15 protein-coding genes are annotated in these 17,758 nt (G+C 66.2%); 9 read left to right on the forward strand and 6 right to left on the reverse strand.

The genetic code is table 11. The annotated features are described in order from the left end of the window. Positions 1 to 125: 125 nt before the first annotated feature. On the forward strand, positions 126 to 1,112 hold the full coding sequence (locus OU995_RS04555; protein WP_267834298.1) for an alpha/beta fold hydrolase: 987 nt from the start codon (positions 126 to 128) through the stop codon (positions 1,110 to 1,112). Positions 1,113 to 1,300: 188 nt separating this feature from the next. Here the strand turns inward: OU995_RS04555 and tgt are convergent, their stop codons facing one another. After that, positions 1,301 to 2,428, reverse strand: coding sequence for a tRNA guanosine(34) transglycosylase Tgt (gene tgt / locus OU995_RS04560; RefSeq protein ID WP_267834300.1), 1,128 nt, complete (start codon positions 2,426 to 2,428; stop codon positions 1,301 to 1,303). Positions 2,429 to 2,496: 68 nt separating this feature from the next. Here tgt and OU995_RS04565 point away from each other — a divergent pair, with 68 nt between their 5' ends. Continuing rightward, positions 2,497 to 3,114, forward strand: a complete 618-nt coding sequence (locus tag OU995_RS04565; protein ID WP_267834301.1) for an IMPACT family protein — start codon at positions 2,497 to 2,499, stop codon at positions 3,112 to 3,114. A 109-nt stretch (positions 3,115 to 3,223) separates the two neighbouring features. After that, on the forward strand, positions 3,224 to 4,564 hold the full coding sequence (gene argG / locus OU995_RS04570) for an argininosuccinate synthase (RefSeq protein WP_267834302.1): 1,341 nt from the start codon (positions 3,224 to 3,226) through the stop codon (positions 4,562 to 4,564). Between the two features lie 102 nt (positions 4,565 to 4,666). On the opposite strand, the gene OU995_RS04575 is transcribed toward argG, so the two are convergent. Then, positions 4,667 to 5,356, reverse strand: coding sequence for a PEP-CTERM sorting domain-containing protein (locus OU995_RS04575; RefSeq protein WP_267834304.1), 690 nt, complete (start codon positions 5,354 to 5,356; stop codon positions 4,667 to 4,669). Between the two features lie 422 nt (positions 5,357 to 5,778). Continuing rightward, positions 5,779 to 6,819 carry a tRNA preQ1(34) S-adenosylmethionine ribosyltransferase-isomerase QueA gene (queA, locus tag OU995_RS04580; RefSeq protein WP_267834305.1) on the reverse strand — a complete coding sequence of 347 codons (1,041 nt, stop codon included), beginning with the start codon at positions 6,817 to 6,819 and terminating at the stop codon, positions 5,779 to 5,781. A gap of 267 nt (positions 6,820 to 7,086) precedes the next feature. Between queA and recG the strand changes: the two genes are divergently transcribed. Then, positions 7,087 to 9,114: an ATP-dependent DNA helicase RecG gene (gene recG / locus OU995_RS04585; protein WP_267836177.1), complete on the forward strand. Its 2,028-nt coding sequence runs from the start codon at positions 7,087 to 7,089 to the stop codon at positions 9,112 to 9,114. Between the two features lie 87 nt (positions 9,115 to 9,201). Here the strand turns inward: recG and panC are convergent, their stop codons facing one another. Beyond that, on the reverse strand, positions 9,202 to 10,035 hold the full coding sequence (panC, locus tag OU995_RS04590; RefSeq protein WP_267834306.1) for a pantoate--beta-alanine ligase: 834 nt from the start codon (positions 10,033 to 10,035) through the stop codon (positions 9,202 to 9,204). A gap of 5 nt (positions 10,036 to 10,040) precedes the next feature. After that, complete coding sequence (gene panB / locus OU995_RS04595; RefSeq protein ID WP_267834308.1) at positions 10,041 to 10,847, reverse strand: 3-methyl-2-oxobutanoate hydroxymethyltransferase; 807 nt, start codon at positions 10,845 to 10,847, stop codon at positions 10,041 to 10,043. 85 nt (positions 10,848 to 10,932) lie between these two features. On the opposite strand from panB, the gene OU995_RS04600 reads away from it, so the two are divergent. The 3 genes from OU995_RS04600 (at position 10,933) to OU995_RS04610 (ending at position 14,576) form a co-directional block, all read left to right on the forward strand. Further along, positions 10,933 to 11,853 (forward strand): hydrogen peroxide-inducible genes activator, encoded by a 921-nt coding sequence (locus OU995_RS04600; RefSeq protein ID WP_267834309.1) that lies wholly within the window; start codon positions 10,933 to 10,935, stop codon positions 11,851 to 11,853. 327 nt (positions 11,854 to 12,180) lie between these two features. Continuing rightward, on the forward strand, positions 12,181 to 13,665 hold the full coding sequence (locus tag OU995_RS04605; RefSeq protein WP_267834310.1) for a catalase: 1,485 nt from the start codon (positions 12,181 to 12,183) through the stop codon (positions 13,663 to 13,665). A gap of 362 nt (positions 13,666 to 14,027) precedes the next feature. Next, on the forward strand, positions 14,028 to 14,576 hold the full coding sequence (locus OU995_RS04610) for a Dps family protein (RefSeq protein WP_267834311.1): 549 nt from the start codon (positions 14,028 to 14,030) through the stop codon (positions 14,574 to 14,576). 44 nt (positions 14,577 to 14,620) lie between these two features. On the opposite strand, the gene OU995_RS04615 is transcribed toward OU995_RS04610, so the two are convergent. Further along, positions 14,621 to 15,562 (reverse strand): phosphate acetyltransferase, encoded by a 942-nt coding sequence (locus OU995_RS04615; protein ID WP_267834312.1) that lies wholly within the window; start codon positions 15,560 to 15,562, stop codon positions 14,621 to 14,623. A gap of 55 nt (positions 15,563 to 15,617) precedes the next feature. Here OU995_RS04615 and OU995_RS04620 point away from each other — a divergent pair, with 55 nt between their 5' ends. Together OU995_RS04620 and OU995_RS04625 are read left to right on the forward strand one after the other, a co-directional pair. Continuing rightward, entirely contained in the window at positions 15,618 to 16,889 is a 1,272-nt protein-coding gene (locus OU995_RS04620; protein WP_267834313.1) for an acetate/propionate family kinase, read from the forward strand. A 181-nt stretch (positions 16,890 to 17,070) separates the two neighbouring features. Next, on the forward strand, positions 17,071 to 17,730 hold the full coding sequence (locus OU995_RS04625; protein WP_267834315.1) for an AraC family transcriptional regulator: 660 nt from the start codon (positions 17,071 to 17,073) through the stop codon (positions 17,728 to 17,730). The last annotated feature ends 28 nt before the right edge of the window (positions 17,731 to 17,758 follow it).

The following is a 17,758-nucleotide window of genomic DNA, read 5'->3' on the forward strand; positions in this document are numbered from 1 at the left end:
GCCACACGCCAAATACCTCGCACACGAAGTACTAGCAAGCTAATCAAACCACTTCCAACAAGCTGTTCTTTTCATTGGTCGTTCACCCACCCTGCCCTTTCTCACCCACCACCAAGGAGCCACTCATGTCCACACTCTCGACCCTCGCTCGTTCCTCGCGTCGTCAACTGCTGGCCATCTCCACACTGGCCATTGCCGCCGCCAGCGCCATCGCGACACCGGCCCTGGCCGCTGATGCCGCCAAGCCTGCTGCGGCCCGCGTGTCCGCCGCCCAGCCCTCGGGCAGCTACATCACCACGAAGGACGGCGTTCAGCTCTATTACAAGGACTGGGGTCCCCGCAACGGTCAGCCCATCGTCTTCAGCCACGGCTGGCCGCTCGATTCGGACAGCTGGGAATCGCAGATGATCTTCCTGGCCGACCACGGCTACCGCGTGATCGCCCATGACCGCCGGGGTCACGGCCGTTCCAGCCAGCCCTGGGAAGGCAACGACATGGACCACTATGCCGACGACCTGGCCACCGTCATCGAGACGTTGAACCTGAAGAACGCGGTGCTGGTGGGCTTCTCCACCGGGGGCGGTGAAGTGGCGCGCTACATCGGCCGCCATGGCACCTCGCGAGTGGCCAAGGCCGTGCTGGTGTCGGCGGTTCCGCCGATCATGGTGAAGTCGGAACAGAACCCGGGTGGCGTACCCAAGGAAGTCTTTGACGGCCTGCGGGCCGGCCAACTGGCCAATCGCGCCCAGCTCTACAAGGACATCGCCTCCGGCCCGTTCTACGGCTTCAACCGGCCGGGCGCCAAGGTGTCCCAGGGCCTGATCGACAACTGGTGGCAGCAAGGCATGCTGGGCGGCCACAAGAACACCTATGACTCGATCAAGGCGTTCTCGGAAACCGACTTCACCGCCGACCTGAAGAAGTTGGACAAACCCACGCTGGTGATCCATGGCGACGACGACCAGATCGTGCCGCTGGACATCTCCGGCCGCGCTTCCGCCCGCCTGATCAAGGGTGCGCAGCTGAAGGTGTATGAAGGCGCCCCACACGGCCTGACCGATACCCACAAGGACCGCCTGAATGCGGACCTGTTGGCCTTCATCCAGCAATAAGTCCGGCAATCAGCCGGGCAATCCGTCCGTCGGTCCGGCAATCGGCCCGCCAGACAGCCCGCCAATCCGCACGGCGTGCGGGAGCGGGATGCAAAAAAGGGAGCGCCTTGGCGCTCCCTTTTTGAATGGCCCAATCAGAGGGTTGACGACGGTTGACGGCGGTTCGCCACGATTCCGACGACGAAACGTCAGACCCCGCGCGCCCGGTCCGCCTGAAAGCGCTGACGGAAGCCTTCGAAGTCCCCGGCATCCAGCGACTCCCTCACTTCCTTCATCAGGTTGAGGTAGTAATGCAGGTTGTGCACGCTGGTGAGCATCGGGCCCAGCATTTCGCCGCAACGGTCCAGGTGATGCAAATAAGCGCGGCTGAAGTTCTGGCAGCAGTAGCAGCTGCAGGTCTCGTCCACCGGCCGCTCATCCGACTTGTAGCGGGCATTGCGCAGCCGCAGGTCGCCAAAGCGGGTGAAGAGGTGGCCGTTGCGGGCATTGCGGGTGGGCATGACGCAATCGAACATGTCCACACCCTGGCGAACACCTTCCACCAGGTCTTCCGGTGTGCCGACGCCCATCAGGTAACGCGGCTTCTGGTCTGGCAGTTGGTGGGCGATGTGATCCAGCACGCGCAGCATGTCAGCTTTGGGCTCTCCCACCGACAGCCCGCCGATGGCGTAACCCGGCAGATCCAGATCCTTCAGCCCCTGCAGCGATTCGTCCCGCAGGTGCTCGAACATGCCGCCCTGCACAATCCCGAACAGCGCATTGGGGTTGTCCAGCCGGGCGAATTCGTCCTGGCAGCGTTTGGCCCAGCGCAGGCTCATCTCCATGGACAGCCGTGCTTCCTTTTCCGTGGTGATGTGGCCCTTGGTCTCATAGGGCGTGCATTCGTCAAACTGCATGACGATGTCGCTGTTGAGCACGGTCTGGATCTGCATCGAGATCTCGGGGGTGAGGAAGAGCTTGTCCCCGTTCACCGGAGAGGCGAACTTCACCCCCTCTTCGCTGATCTTTCGCATCTCGCCCAGGGACCAGACCTGGAAGCCGCCGCTGTCGGTGAGGATCGGCTTGTTCCAGCTTTCAAAGCGGTGCAAGCCGCCGAACTGCTTCATGATGTCCAGGCCAGGACGCATCCACAGATGGAAGGTATTGCCCAGAATGATCTGTGCGCCCATCTCTTCCAGCGAGCGCGGCATGACCCCCTTGACCGTGCCGTAAGTGCCCACCGGCATGAAGATGGGCGTCTGCACCACGCCATGGTTGAGCGTCATCCGGCCACGACGGGCCCGACCTTCGGTCTTGAGCAATTCGAACTTCAACATGGCGCGGATTGTCGCAGGCCCGGCCACTTCACGGTTCGGGCCGCCGAACCAGCCGCAATAATCCCGCCATGCCCTCGAGTCTCGCCGCGCCGGTCCACGCAGAACTGATCATCAAGAAAAGCCGATTCATCGCCTGCGTCGAGGCGGTACCCGATCGGCCGGCCGCGCTGGCCCGGGTGGAGCAACTGCGGGCCGCGCATCCCGGGGCGGCCCATGTCTGCTGGGCGCTGATGGCCGGCGGGCAGTCGGCGGCCAATGACGACGGGGAGCCGGGCGGCACCGCCGGCCGGCCGATGCTGGAAGTGCTGCGCCATCAGGACCTGGAAGGCGTCCTGGCCACGGTGGTGCGCTACTTTGGCGGCGTCAAGCTGGGCGCTGGCGGCCTGGTGCGGGCCTACACGGACGCCGTGGCCCAGGCCCTGCTGACCGCCGACAAGGTGCCAATGGTGCGCCTGCGCCGGCTGCGCTGCACCCTGCCCTACGCCCAGGAAGGCCTGTTGCGCCGGGAAGCGGAACGCTTTGGGGCGGTGCTGGGCGAGGTGGTGCATGGCGCGCTGGTGGACGTCACCTTGCGCCTGCCGGACGTGGTCGCGGCCGATTTCATGCACCGGCTCAACGAGGCCGGCCAGGGCCGGATCGGTTGGTTGACGCCCGACGAAGGCAGCCCCGGCGAATCCGGCAACTGAGCCGGGAGCCTGGCGGCCTAGAATTGGCGATTGCCTCATCGCCGGAGCCCTTTCGGTTCCGGTCGGTTGGGGCGGCATCTTTTCCCCCTTAACTGCGCGAGACGTCCCCGTGGCCGCAACCATCCTCCAAAAGATTCCCGCCGGCGAGCGCGTCGGCATCGCCTTCTCCGGCGGCCTGGACACCAGCGCCGCGGTCCACTGGATGCGCGGCAAGGGTGCCATCCCCTGCGCGTACACCGCCAACCTGGGCCAGCCGGACGAAAGCGACTACGAAGACATTCCCCGCAAGGCCAAGGCCTACGGGGCGGAGATCGCCCGGCTGGTGGACTGCCGCGCACAGCTGGTGGCCGAAGGCATTGCCGCCATCCAGTGTGGTGCCTTCCACATCAAGAGCGGCGGCGCCACCTACTTCAACACCACGCCGCTGGGCCGGGCCGTGACCGGCACGGCGCTGGTGGCCGCCATGCGTGAAGACGGCGTGAACATCTGGGGCGACGGCTCGACCTTCAAGGGTAACGACATCGAGCGCTTCTACCGCTACGGCCTGCTGGCCAACCCGTCGCTCAAGATCTACAAGCCCTGGCTGGACCAGACCTTCATCGACGAGTTGGGCGGCCGCAAGGAGATGAGCGAATACCTCATCGCCAATGGCTTCGACTACAAGATGAGCGTGGAGAAGGCCTATTCGACCGACTCCAACATGCTGGGTGCGACGCATGAGGCGAAGGACCTGGAGTTCCTGAACAAGGGCATGAACATCGTCAACCCGATCATGGGCGTGGCCTTCTGGAAGGAAGACGTCGTGATCAAGCCGGAGACGGTGTCGGTGCGCTTCGAGGAAGGCGTTCCGGTGGCCATCAACGGGCAGATCTACACCAACCTGGTGGATCTGTTCATGGAAGCCAACAAGATCGGCGGCCGCCACGGGCTGGGCATGTGCGACCAGATCGAGAACCGCATCATTGAGGCCAAGAGCCGCGGCATCTACGAGGCGCCGGGGATGGCGCTGCTGCACATCGTGTACGAGCGTCTGGTGACCGGCATCCATAACGAGGACACCATTGAGCAGTACCGGATGAACGGCATGAAGCTGGGCCGGCTGCTGTATCAGGGCCGCTGGTTCGACCCGCAATGCCTGATGCTGCGCGAAACCGCCCAGCGCTGGGTGGCAAGCGCCATCACGGGTGAAGTGACCCTGGAACTGCGCCGGGGCAACGATTACACGCTGCTGGACACGGTGAGTGCCAACCTGACGTATGCGCCGGAGCGTCTGTCGATGGAGAAGGTGGAAGACGCCGCCTTCACCCCGGCCGACCGGATCGGCCAGCTGACGATGCGCAACCTGGACATCGCGGATACGCGGTCCAAGCTGCAGGTCTACAGCAACACCGGCCTGCTGGGCGGACAAAGCGCCGGCAGCATCGGGCTGCTGATGCCGCCGAAGGAATAAGGGCACCTCGGGTCGTGGGCCGCAGGGCGGCCCACCCCGCAAAAAAGGCCGCTGAATCGTTTCAGCGGCCTTTTTGTTGGCAACTACACGCCAGTGGTGAGATCAGCTCCGGCGACGAGCCAGGAAGCCCAGGGCCGCGATGCCGGCGATCATCAGCGCATAGGTCTGCGGTTCCGGCACAGGGCTGGTCAGCGGCGTCGTGCTGGGCAGCGCGTTGGCCACGGCGCTGGCAAATTCCACGCGCACACCGGTGTAGTTGTAGACCGAGTTCGCATCGTCCGTCACCACAAAGCTCAGCGTGTTCACGCCGGTGGTGAAGTAGCTGGTGATGCTGCTGAAGTCGGTCCAGCCGGTGTAGCCATTGCCTTCAATCGTCGAGATGGCCTGGCCATTGAGCAGCAGCACACCGCTGTTGTCCGACGCCCAGCGACCGGTGATGGAAGCGCTGGAGATGTCGTAGCCGGTCAGGTCAAAACTGAGCGACCAGGTGACGACACTGTCCGAGCTGGAGCTGTAGTTGGTCTGCTGGTCACCCCCCAGAATCAGCCAGGACGACGATTCGGTGTTGGCAATCCAGTGCGGGAACGGATCGGTCGAGCCGCTGCTCACCACCCCATAACCGGTCTGACCGGAATAGTCGCCGCCCGACACGGTGTAGGCGTAGTTCTTGTCCGTCGCGCCAGAGCTCAAGCCGCTGCCGGTATTGACCAGGCCTTCAATCGTGTCGGCCATCGCCACACCGCCCATCAGGGTGGCGGCCAGCGCGAAGGGGGTAAGTGCAAGCAGCTTCATGAAGTTCCCGAATGGATGGATGTGCGAAACCTGGCAAGCGCCTGGCCCGTTGTTCTGCAGTCCATTGTTCCAAAATGCGTGACTTATTGCCCCCCGTGGCCGTGGGGGTCAGGTCTGTTCTTTGGTAACGCTGGGGTAACGACCGTAGCGGCCCCCTCAATTCGGGCGACCATCGCACCAATAGGTTGGCGTTCGCACACAACAGGTGCAGCCCCTCACGATGCGGGGGATAGGCGTCGGCATGCCGCGCGGGGGGCTGGTCCACGCCAGCCCAACGTCACCCGCCTTCGGCGGCAAGGTCCGCCGCTTCCGCCCGGGAAGCGAGCATGCAAGACGCCTGCGACCGCCACCGGCGCGGCCTGCCCACGATCAACGCGCAGGGCGGCCCGTTCGGTCGGAGATGGGTGGCCCCGTTGCGCCGCTCAGGCGCGCCGATCCAGCAACATCGCATCCCCATAGCTGAAAAAGCGGTACCGCTGCTCGATGGCATGCCGGTACAGCGCCATGATGTGCTCATACCCCGCCAGGGCCGACACCAGCATCATCAAGGTGCTCTTGGGCAGATGGAAGTTGGTGATCAGCCGGTCCACCACCTGAAACTGGAAGCCCGGGGTGATGAAGATGTCCGTCTCGCGGGCCCCGGCCTGCAACGCCCCCCCCAGCGCCGCCGATTCCAATGCGCGCAAGGTGGTGGTGCCCACGGCCGTCACCCGCCCACCGGCTGCACGGCAGCGCTCGATGGCGGCCACGGTCTCTTCCGGCACCTGGAACCACTCGCTGTGCATCTTGTGCTCGGCCAGCGTTTCCACCCGTACCGGCTGGAAGGTGCCGGCGCCGACATGCAGGGTGACATGCGCGGTCTGCACACCACGGGCCGCCAGGCGTTCCAGCAGCGCTTCATCGAAATGCAGCGCCGCCGTCGGCGCCGCCACCGCACCCGGCTCGCGGGCAAAGACGGTCTGGTAGCGCCGGACGTCATCGGCCGAATCGTCGTGGGCGATGTAGGGCGGCAGCGGCACATGGCCGTGCCGCTCCAGCAGGTCAAACGGCTCTCCGGACAAGCGCAGATGGAACAGGCCGTTGTCCGGCCCGCAGCGGCCCAGCACCTCGGCATCAAATGCATCGGCAAAGCGCACCATCGCCCCCGGCTTGGGACTCTTGCTGGCCCGCATGTGCGCCCAGACCTCCTGTGTGCCGGGCAGCACCCGCTCCACCAGGGCCTCCACGGCCCCGCCGCTGGCCTTGGCGCCATACAGCCGCGCCTTGATCACCCGGGTGTTGTTGAACACCAGCAGGTCTTTGGGATCCAGCAGCTCGGGCAGTTCACGGAACACACGGTCCACCGGTTCCACCGCGCGGCCGTCCAGCAGGCGGGAGGCACTGCGTTCAGCGGCGGGATGCTGGGCGATCAGTTCGTCAGGCAGAGCGAAGTCGAAGTCGCTCACGGAAAAGAGTCGGGACATGGGAAACGAGGGCCGGACAGACCCGTGCCGATCAGAATGAGGAAGGTCTGAATTCTCCCACCCGGAACGGAGGCAGAATTCCGACCCATGTCCGAGGTCCCGCCCGTGCCGTCCGCCCCCCCACCTGCGACCCCGCCTGCGTCCAAACCAGCGCGCAAGGCCGCCGCCAGGAAAGGAACGGCGGGGGCGGCCGCTTCCTCCAGCGGCGGCTCCTCCACGGGCGCGACGGCCACGGGTGCGCCGCCCAAGTCCGCACCGCAAAAGGCCATGGAACGGATGGGCCTGACCCGGGACATCGACCTGGCCCTGCACCTGCCGCTGCGTTATGAGGACGAAACCCGGCTCACGCCGCTGGAAGCCGCGCGTGATGGCGACACCATCCAGTGCGAAGGCGAGGTGATCGAAAGCCGCATCGAGATTCGCGGCCGGCGGCAGTTGCTGGTGAAGCTGCGCGACGACCACGGTGGGCAGGTGCAACTGCGCTTCCTGCACTTCTACCCGGCCCATCAGAAGACCCTGGCCGTCGGCGCCCGGGTGCGCGCCCGGGGCGAGATCCGGGTGGGGTTTTTCGGCCGCGAGATGGTGCATCCCAACTTTCGCAAGGTGGACGGCGACACCCCGCTGGCCACCTCGCTGACGCCGGTCTATCCCACCAGCGCCCAGTTGCCGCAGGCCTATCTGCGCAAGGCGATTGCATCGGCCCTCAAGCGGGCGCCGCTGGAGGAGGTGCTGCCTGCTGCGCTGCTGCCTGCAGGCCTGCCCAGCCTGCGCGAGACGCTGAATTTCCTGCACCATCCGCCCCCGTCGGCCGGCCACTCGACACTGGAAGACCACACCCATCCCGCCTGGCAGCGATTGAAGTTTGAAGAGCTGCTGGCCCAGCAGCTCAGTCAGCAGCGCGCGCAGCGGGAGCGAGCCCATCTGCGCGCCCCGGTGCTGCGCGGCGCCAAAGGCGGCCTGCATGAGCGGCTGCTGGGCGCCCTGCCCTTTGCCCTCACCGGCGCGCAGCAACGCGTGACCGAAGAGATCGCCGCCGACCTGGCATTGCCCCAGCCGATGCACCGCCTGCTGCAGGGCGATGTGGGCTCCGGCAAGACGGTGGTGGCGGCCCTTGCCGCAGCCGTGGCCATGGATGCCGGCTGGCAGTGCGCGCTGATGGCGCCGACTGAAATCCTGGCCGAGCAGCATTTCCGCAAGCTGATCGGTTGGCTGGAACCGCTGGGGGTTCAGGTGGCCTGGATCACCGGCAGCGTCAAGGGCAAGGCCCGCCAGAAGATGCTGGATGCGGCTGCTTCGGGCGAGGCCCGCCTGGTGGTGGGCACGCATGCGGTGATCGAGGACAAGGTGAAGTTTTCCCGCCTGGGGCTGGCGATCATCGATGAGCAGCATCGCTTCGGTGTCGCCCAGCGGCTGGCCTTGCGCAAGAAGCTGGCGGACAGCCTCGTGGACGAGTCCCCCGGCGCGGTGCCCATGGAGCCGCATCTGCTGATGATGAGCGCCACGCCCATTCCCCGCACGCTGGCCATGACCTACTTTGCGGACCTGGCCGTTTCCACCATCGACGAGCTGCCTCCGGGGCGCAGCCCCATCGTGACCCGCGTGTTCGCCGACGGGCGGCGAGACGATGTGATCGAGAAGATTGCCAGTGCCGTGCAGGACGGCCGGCAGGTCTATTGGGTCTGCCCGCTGATCGAGGAATCCGAGGCTCTGGACCTGAAAAACGCCACCGAGACCCATGAGGAACTGAGTGCCGCCCTGCCCGGCCGCAGGGTCGGCCTGCTGCACGGGCGCATGCCCCCGGCGGAAAAGGCGGCGGTGATGTCCCTCTTCAGCAGTGGCGAGATGAGTGTGCTGGTGGCCACCACCGTGATTGAAGTGGGTGTGGACGTGCCCAACGCCAGCCTGATGGTGATCGAGCATGCCGAGCGCTTCGGCCTCTCGCAGCTGCACCAGCTGCGGGGTCGGGTGGGCCGGGGGTCGGTGGCCAGCGTCTGTGTGTTGCTCTACACCGGGCCGCTGTCGGACACCGGCAAGTCCCGGCTGCGGGCGATGGCGGAGACCACGGATGGCTTCGAGATCGCGCGCCGCGATCTGGACATCCGCGGTCCCGGCGAATTCATGGGCGCCCGCCAAAGCGGCGCGCAGCTGCTTCGGTTTGCAGACCTGCAGGAGGATGCGCCGTTGCTCAGCGCTGCCCGGTCCCTGGCGCCGCGCCTGCTGGATCAATATCCGCAGGCGGCCGAGCGCCAGGTGGAGCGCTGGCTGGGGCACAAGACGGAATACCTCAAGGCCTGACCTTCAAGGCATGACCGCCGAGGCCTGGGCCTTGCCGGTCCAGGCCCGTCCCCACCGGCCAGTCCGGTGAGAGACGGTGGGCCGCCATCAGGCTTCCAGGTTGTCGATCAAGCGCGTCTGGCCCAGCTTGGCCGCGCCCAGGGCCACCAGCGGTTCCCCGTCACGCGGGGTGCCCAGGTCGTGCTGGCGGCGCAACGTCATGTAGTCCGGCAGCCAGCCGGCGTCGCGCAGGGTCAACATCGCAGCGGCTTCCAGGCGCTCGATGTCACGCGCCCCGCCCTGCCACGCCTGGATCAGGCCGCGCAGGGTCTGGGACAGCAGCAGGGCACGCTGTTTTTCAGCGTCGCTGAGATAGCCGTTGCGGCTGGACAGGGCGAGGCCGGTGTCGCTGCGACGGGTTTCACCGGCCAGGATGCGGATGGGCAAGGCCATCTGATCCACCATCCGGCGGATCACCATCAGCTGCTGATAGTCCTTCTTGCCAAAGACCGCCACATCCGGCTGCACGATGTTGAACAGCTTGGCCACCACGGTGCAGACACCGATGAAGAAGCCGGGACGGAAGTGCCCTTCCAGGATGTCCGCCAGCTCGACCGGCGGATGCACCTTGTAGCCTTGCGGCTCGGGGTACATCGTCGCCTCATCCGGCGCAAACACCAGGTCGCAGCCGACACCGGCCAGCAGCTCCGCATCACGCTGCAGGGTGCGCGGATAGCGGTCGAAGTCTTCATGCGGCGCGAACTGCAGCCGGTTGACAAAGACCGACGCGACGATGCGCCCGGTCGGGCCCACCGCTTCGCGCGCCTGGGTGACCAGGGCCAGATGGCCGTCATGCAGATTGCCCATGGTGGGCACAAAAGCCACCGGTGCGTCCCCCTGGAGGGCGGCGCGCAGGCCGGCGATGTTGTGATGGATCTGCATGATGCTCAATAGGTGTGTTCAGGGGCCGGGAAGGCGCCGGACTTCACATCGGCCACATAACGGCCCACAGCCTCCTGGATGGACGCTGAGCCCTGCATGAAGTTGCGGACGAAGCGCGGACGGCGGCCCGGGGTCACATCCAGCATGTCGTGCAGCACCAGCACCTGGCCGGAGCAATCCGCCCCGGCGCCGATCCCGATCACCGGAATGCCCAGGCTCCGGGTGAGCTCGGCGGCCAGCGCGGCCGGCACCATCTCCAGCACCAGCATTTGTGCACCGGCATCGACCAGTTCGCGGGCATGCGCCTTGAGCTGGGCAGCCCCCTGCTCGTCGCGGCCCTGCACCTTGAAGCCGCTCAGAGCGGTCACCGTCTGCGGCGTCAGCCCCAGGTGGGCGCAGACCGGAATGCCGCGTTCGGTGAGAAAGCGCACCGTCTCGTTGGTCCAGCCCCCGCCTTCCAGCTTCACCATATGGGCGCCGGCCTGGGCCAGCTGCATGGCGTTGTGCCAGGCGTCCTGGGGCGAGGTGTGATAGGTGCCAAACGGCAGGTCGGCCACGATCCAGGCATGGCGCCGCGCGCGGGCCACACAGCGGGTGTGATAGACCATTTCTTCCAGGCGCACCGGCACGGTGGTCTCCTGCCCCTGCAGCACATTGCCCAGCGAATCGCCGATCAGCAGCGCGTCCACACCGGCCGTGTCCAGCAGATGGGCGAAGGCTGCGTCATAGCAGGTAAGCATGGCGATTTTCTCGCCGGCGGCATGCATATCCAGCAGCCGCTGAAGGGTCATGGGTTTTCTGTCAGTCGTCATGCGTCTCCCCTGGTGATGTCCCACGGGTGGGGCGGCAGTGTACCGGGCGCTGCCAGGATGCCTGCTTTCTGAGGACAATGGCGCCATGACCCTGACCGAACTGCGCTACATCGTTGCCGTGGCCCGCGAACGCCACTTCGGCCGCGCCGCCGAGGCCTGCTTCGTCTCCCAGCCCACCTTGTCGGTGGCGATCAAGAAGCTGGAGGAGGAGCTGGACGTCAAGATCTTCGAACGTGGTGCCAACGAAGTCACCATGACGCCGCTGGGCGAAGACATCGTCCGCCAGGCCCAGTCGGTGATCGAACAGGCGAGTGCCATCAAGGACATTGCCAAGCGCGGGAAGGACCCGCTGGACGGCCCGCTGCGCCTGGGCATCATCTACACCATCGGACCCTACCTGCTGCCGGAGCTGGTGAAGCACTGCATTGAGCTGTATCCGCGGATGCCCCTGATGCTGCAGGAAAACTTCACCACCAAGCTGCTGGACATGCTGCGCACCGGGGAACTGGACTGCGCCATCATGGCCGAGCCCTTCCCCGATGCCGGCCTGGCGGTCGCCCCGCTCTACGACGAGCCGTTTGTGGTGGCGGTGCCCGCCAGCCATGCGCTGGCCAAGCGGGAGCGGATCTCGGCCGAGGAGCTGAAGGCCGAAACCATGTTGCTGCTGGGCAACGGTCACTGCTTCCGGGACCACGTGCTGGAAGTGTGTCCGGAGTTCGCCCGGTTTTCGACCGACGCCGAAGGCATCCGCAAGAGCTTCGAAGGCAGTTCGCTGGAGACCATCAAGCACATGGTGGCCTCCGGCATGGGCGTCACCGTGGTGCCCGCCTTGAGCGTGCCGGCCCAGGTGCCGGACCATCTGCGCTACATCCCCTTCGAAGCCCCCGCACCCACCCGTCGGGTGGTGCTGGCCTGGCGCCGGACCTTCACCCGCTATGAAGCGGTGGCGGCCCTGCGCAATGCGGTCTACGCCTGCAAGCTGGACCGGGTGACGCTGCTGTCCTGAGGCGGCCCGTCGGTTCAGCGGCACGGCCGCACGGCAGCCCCGGCAGCACTTCCACCAGGCTCACCGGTGCGCTGGCAGCGGGGACTGCGGATCAGCGCGGCTGCCGGCATCCCCCGAAGTACCGCCCCTTGGGCCCTCCATTCGGCACCCACCCGCTATTCCGTTTGGGGAATCGTTTTTTTCTATCGCCGCGCTTAAGCTATTTGCGTTGATCTATTGGCTGGCGGTTTTTACAGTCTCCTCCACGTCGCGAAACGACAAAGACCAAGCGCCAGCGCCGCCCCGGGCCTGGCCCGGTTTTGAATGTTCCCCCGAGGAGTTGATCCCATGAGTGCGAAACCTGCCCACCCCGCCCAGTGCCCGGTCATGACGACCACGGCTGGTGCCCCCATTGCCGACAACCAGAATTCCCTCACCGCCGGCCCCCGTGGCCCGGTGCTGATGCAGGATTACCAGCTGATCGAAAAGCTGGCCCATCAAAACCGCGAGCGCATTCCTGAGCGCGTGGTGCATGCCAAGGGCTGGGGCGCCTTCGGCACGCTGACCGTCACCCACGACATCAGCCGTTTCACCCGCGCCAAGCTGTTTGGCGAAGTGGGCAAGAGCACCCCGATGCTGGCCCGTTTCTCCACCGTGGCCGGCGAACTGGGTGCGGCGGACGCGGAGCGGGACGTGCGCGGTTTTGCGCTGAAGTTCTATACCGAAGAAGGCAACTGGGACCTGGTGGGCAACAACACGCCGGTGTTCTTCATCCGCGACCCGCTGAAGTTCCCGGACTTCATCCGCACCCAGAAGCGCCATCCGGTGAGCCATCTGCGGTCGGCCACCGCCGCCTGGGACTTCTGGAGCCTGTCGCCGGAAAGCCTGCATCAGGTCACCATCCTGATGAGCGACCGCGGCATCCCGGTGAGCCCGCGTTTCATGAACGGGTACGGCTCCCACACCTACAGCTTCTGGAACAACAACGGTGAGCGCTTCTGGGTGAAGTTCCACTTCAAGACGCGGCAAGGCCACCGCACCATGAGCAATGCCGATGCCGCCAAGGTGATCGGCGAGACCCGCGAAAGCTATCAGGAAGACCTGTTTGGCTCGATCGACCAGGGCGACTATCCGCGCTGGACGATGTTCGTGCAGGTGATGCCGGAGCTGGACGCCGACAAGACGCCCTACAACCCCTTCGACCTGACCAAGGTGTGGCCGCATCAGGACTACCCGCTGATTGAAGTGGGCGTACTGGAGCTCAACCGCAACGCGGACAACTACTTCGAAGAGATCGAGCAGGCCGCATTCTCGCCCAGCAACATCGTGCCGGGCATCGGTTTCAGCCCGGACCGCGTGCTGCAGGCTCGCATCTTCAGCTATGCCGACGCCCACCGTTACCGCCTGGGCACCCATTACGAAGCCCTGCCGGTGAATGCGCCCAAGTGCCCGGTGCATCACTATCACAAGGACGGCTCGATGAAGTTCTTCCGCACGCCGACCGGCAATGCCAACGCCTACTACGAGCCCAACAGCTTTGGCGGCGCCACGCAGGACCCGTCCGTGGCCGAACCGCCGCTGCGTCTGCAAGGCGACGCCGACCGCTACAACCATCGGGACGGCAATGACGACTACAGCCAGCCCGGCGCGTTGTTCCGCATCCTCGGTGCGGACCAGCAGGAACGACTGGGACGCAATATTGCCGCGTCGATGAAGGGCGTGCCGGCGTTCATCATCGACCGCCAGCTGGGCCACTTCGACAAGGCAGATCCCGACTACGGCCGCGTGGTGCGCACCGCCCTGCGCGAGCTGGACATCGAGTTCACGGCCTGAGGCGACAGCCTTCGGACATCCTCACGGGGCACTTGTGGCCCCCCTCACAACAGGAGAACACACCATGACGCTCAGAACAGGCCAACGACTGCTGGGACTGGTCCTCGTCGCCGCGGGGGCCGCACTCAATGCCCAGACCTTGGTGGACTGGATGCGCCACGGCACTGCCTGAGCGCCATCCGGTTCCATCCCTTGCGCAGGCGGGGCCAGGCAACGCCTGGCCCTTTCTGCTTGGCGCGTCCACTGACCTCCCCCATGCCACTGACACCCGAATCAGTTAGGCTTGCGCTATTGCAAGGGCGCCGCCAGCGCCCATCTATTTCATTGCCTCATCGCTTTACCGACACTCCAGGAGTCCGCAGATGGCCAAGAAGTCCCCCGTCGCACCCGTCACCCCCGTGGCCCCCACCTCCACCAAGGGGTCCAAGGGCCAGCCCTCCATCAACATCGGCATCAGCGACAAGGACCGCGCCGCGATCGCCCAGGGCCTGTCCAAGCTGCTGGCGGACACCTACACGCTGTACCTGACCACCCATAATTTCCACTGGAACGTGACCGGGCCGATGTTCAATTCGCTGCATGCGATGTTCATGACCCAATACACCGAGCTGTGGAATGCGGTGGACCCGATTGCCGAGCGCATCCGTTCGCTGGGCCATGCGGCCCCGGGCTCCTACGCCCAGTTCGCCGCGCTCAGCTCGCTGCCGGATGCCCCCAGCACCCCGCCGAAGGCGCTGGACATGGTGCGCATCCTGGTGGAAGGCCATGAAGGCGCCGCCCGCACCGCCCGCTCGCTATTCCCGCTGCTGGACAAGGCCAGTGACGAGCCCAGCGCCGACCTGCTGACCCAGCGCCTGACGGTGCATGAGCAGACCGCCTGGATGCTGCGCAGCCTGTTGGAAGATCGTTGATCCTCTGCTGATCTTCTGTTGATCAGCCGTTGATCAACCGCTGATCAAGCCACGGCCTTGATGCGCCCGGAGCGGCGCGCCTGCACCAGCATCGTGGCCAGTGCGCAGGACGCCAGCCGGGCGGCCTGCGAATCGGCCCGGCTGGTGAGGATGATGGGCACCTTGGCGCCCAGCACCACACCGGCCGCATAGGCCTTGGCCAGGAAGCTCAGGCTTTTGGCCAGCATGTTGCCGGCGTCCAGGTCCGGCACGATCAGCACATTGGCCCGCCCCGCCACCGGGGACACGATGCCCTTGATGCGGGCCGCCTCGGCATCGATGGCGTTGTCCATGGCCAGCGGCCCGTCCAGCACCGCACCGGTAATCTGGCCGCGGTCCGCCATCTTGCACAGCGCCGCTGCCTCCAGGGTGGACGGGACCTTGGGGTTGACCGTCTCCATCGACGACAGCAGCGCCACCCGCACCTCCGGCAGGCGCAGCGCATGGGCCAGATCGATGGCGTTCTGGACGATGTCGACCTTCTCTTCCAGGGTGGGCACGATGTTGATGGCCGCATCCGAGATGATCAGCGGCTGCGGATGACCGGGCACATCCATCACGAAACAGTGGCTGATGCGCCGGGCTGTGCGCAGGCCGCCTTCGCGGCGCACCACCGCGCCCATCAGCTCATCGGTGTGCAGGCTGCCCTTCATCAGCGCATCCACCTGCCCACGCAGCGCCAGCTGAACCGCCAGGTCGGCGGCGGCATGGCTGTGGGGCACGTCATGCTGTTCAAAGGGGGAGATGTCCACCCCGGCCTGGGCTGCCGCTTCGGCCACCTTGGCCGCCGGCCCGACCAGCACCGGCTGCATCAGGCCCAGCGCGGCGGCTTCCACAGCCGCGTGGATCGCCACATCGCTGCAGGGGTGCACCACCGCCACCCGCAGGGGCGGACATTGACGAACCGCATCAATCAGGCGGTCGTAGTGGGGGTGCGCGGACAACATGGATCGACTCCCTGGCTGGACCCAGGCATCCTACAGGTGGGCGCAGCTCCAGCAGATGAGCAAGCGCAAGAAGGAAGACATGGATCCAAGACTGGAAGGTGAATTCATTGCGGTGGTGAATGCGGGGTCGTCCAGTGTGAAGCTGTCGATGTTCTCGCTGCATGCGGGTGGGGCGCCGGCGGGCACGCCGCCCTTGCGACTGGAGCTGCATGCGCAGGTGGAAGGCCTGGGTGGGCCGGGCACCACACCGCACTTCGAGGCCCGCCATGCCGACCGCAGCCCGGCAGGCACGCGGGACTGGCCGAGGGAGCCAATCACCCATGAACGGGCCATCGACCATCTGGCGGCGTTCATCCAGCACGAGTACCCGCAGATCGAGATGCTGGGCATCGGCCACCGGGTGGTGCATGGGGGCACGGGATTCCACCAGCCGGTGGTGGTCACACCCGCCCTGCTGGAACAACTGGAGGCGCTGGTGCCCCTGGCCCCGCTGCATCAGCCGCACAACCTGGCTCCGATCCGTCGGGCGCTGGAGGGCTTGCCCGGCCTGCCGCAGGTGGCCTGCTTCGACACCGCCTTCCACCAGTCACAGTCGGTGGTGGCACAGACCTACGCGCTCCCCTACGAGCTGTATGACGCTGGCGTACGGCGATATGGCTTTCATGGCCTCAGCTATGAATACATCGCCTCGCGGCTGCCCCACGTGTCGCCCGCCCTGGCCGACGGGCGGGTGGTGGCCCTGCATCTGGGCAATGGCGTCAGCGCCTGCGCGTTGCGGGCGGGGCGCAGCGTCGCCAGCAGCATGGGGTTCACCGCCGTTGAAGGTCTTCCGATGGGGACCCGCAGCGGCTCGGTGGATCCCGGGGTGCTGCTGTATCTGATGGACGAGCGCGGCATGGGCACCCGGGCGCTGGAGCGGCTGCTGTATCAGCAGTCGGGATTGCTGGGGCTGTCTGGCGTCTCCAGCGACATGCGAACCCTGCTTGCCAGCGAGGCCCCGAAGGCGCAACTGGCCATCGACGTATTCGTTCACCGCATTGCCCGGGAAATCGGCGCGCTGGCCGCCGACCTGGGCGGCTTGGACGGATTGGTGTTTACCGCTGGCATCGGCGAGCATGCGCCGCTGATCCGGCAACGTGTCATGGAGCGCTGCGCCTGGCTGGGCCTGGTGCCGGATGACGCGGCCAATCGTCTCGCCTCGTCTGGCCCCCAGGGCGAGCGTCGGATCAGCGCCAGCAGCAGCCGCTGCGAGGCTTGGGTGATCCCCACCGATGAGGAGCTGATGATGGCTCGCCATACCTATCGGGCGCTGGCGGGTCGGGACTGACCGCGCTGCGGGCGCTGGGGGCGAGCGACCCATGGCAAGGGCTTTGGCGGGCAGTTGGGCGAGGGGCTGAGCGGACGGTTGAGCCGGCGGCTCGGCTGGTTTTTTGGCGGGATTTCTGGCTGGGTTTTGCTGGTTTTGCTTGGGCCCGGAGCCGGGCAGCGCTACATTTGCCGCAGACGCCATGCATATCGCCATCCTCTCCTTCGATGGGTTCAATGAGCTTGACTGCTTCGTGCCGCTCGGCCTGCTGAACCGTCTCAAGCCGATGGGCTGGTCCGCCGAACTGTGCGGCCCGGGCGGCATGGTGACGTCCATGAATGGCGTCAACGTCCAGTTGCAACGCCCGCTGGAATGGGCCAATGAAGCGGATGCGGTGTGGTTTGGCTCCGGTCTTTACACCCGTGCCATTGCCGAAAACTCTGCCCTGCTGGACCGTCTCCAGCTGGACCCCACCCGCCAGCGGTTTGCCGCCCACGGCGCCGGCGCATTGCTGCTGGCCCGGCTTGGCCTGCTGGGGGAGGTCCCGGCCTGCACCGACGGGGCCGCCCGGCCGTGGCTGGTGGAAGCCGGAGTGCGGGTGCTCAGCGAGCCGTTTTATGCCCGCGGACCGGTGGCGACCGCCGGTGGCGGGCTGGCGTCGCTGTATCTGATGGCCTGGATGATCTGGAACCGTGCGGGGGAACCGACCGCCCGGGACGTCCTGGGGCATGCCGCCCCGGTGGGGCAGAAAACCGAGTACATCGACAGCCTGCTGGCACAGGTTCGACCCTTCATGGCAACGCTCACAGCTTCGGGGCCGCCCACCAGTCCGCCCCCCAGTCCGCCCACCAGTCCGCCTTGACCTGCGGCCATCGTCGATAATCGCGGGT

Source organism: Roseateles sp. SL47 (assembly GCF_026625885.1).
GTDB lineage: Bacteria > Pseudomonadota > Gammaproteobacteria > Burkholderiales > Burkholderiaceae_C > Roseateles.

Excerpts from the sequence above, each read along its gene's own strand:
- panB (WP_267834308.1), bottom strand. The coding sequence starts at position 10,847 with ATGACGACTGACAGAAAACCCATGACCCTTCAGCGGCTGCTGGATATG.
- recG (WP_267836177.1), top strand. The coding sequence starts at position 7,087 with ATGGAACGGATGGGCCTGACCCGGGACATCGACCTGGCCCTGCACCTG.
- OU995_RS04555 (WP_267834298.1), top strand. The coding sequence starts at position 126 with ATGTCCACACTCTCGACCCTCGCTCGTTCCTCGCGTCGTCAACTGCTG.
- OU995_RS04620 (WP_267834313.1), top strand. The coding sequence starts at position 15,618 with ATGAGCAAGCGCAAGAAGGAAGACATGGATCCAAGACTGGAAGGTGAA.
- queA (WP_267834305.1), bottom strand. The coding sequence starts at position 6,819 with ATGTCCCGACTCTTTTCCGTGAGCGACTTCGACTTCGCTCTGCCTGAC.
- OU995_RS04605 (WP_267834310.1), top strand. The coding sequence starts at position 12,181 with ATGAGTGCGAAACCTGCCCACCCCGCCCAGTGCCCGGTCATGACGACC.
- tgt (WP_267834300.1), bottom strand. The coding sequence starts at position 2,428 with ATGTTGAAGTTCGAATTGCTCAAGACCGAAGGTCGGGCCCGTCGTGGC.
- panC (WP_267834306.1), bottom strand. The coding sequence starts at position 10,035 with ATGCAGATCCATCACAACATCGCCGGCCTGCGCGCCGCCCTCCAGGGG.
- OU995_RS04600 (WP_267834309.1), top strand. The coding sequence starts at position 10,933 with ATGACCCTGACCGAACTGCGCTACATCGTTGCCGTGGCCCGCGAACGC.
- OU995_RS04565 (WP_267834301.1), top strand. The coding sequence starts at position 2,497 with ATGCCCTCGAGTCTCGCCGCGCCGGTCCACGCAGAACTGATCATCAAG.
- OU995_RS04615 (WP_267834312.1), bottom strand. The coding sequence starts at position 15,562 with ATGTTGTCCGCGCACCCCCACTACGACCGCCTGATTGATGCGGTTCGT.
- OU995_RS04625 (WP_267834315.1), top strand. The coding sequence starts at position 17,071 with ATGCATATCGCCATCCTCTCCTTCGATGGGTTCAATGAGCTTGACTGC.
- OU995_RS04575 (WP_267834304.1), bottom strand. The coding sequence starts at position 5,356 with ATGAAGCTGCTTGCACTTACCCCCTTCGCGCTGGCCGCCACCCTGATG.
- OU995_RS04610 (WP_267834311.1), top strand. The coding sequence starts at position 14,028 with ATGGCCAAGAAGTCCCCCGTCGCACCCGTCACCCCCGTGGCCCCCACC.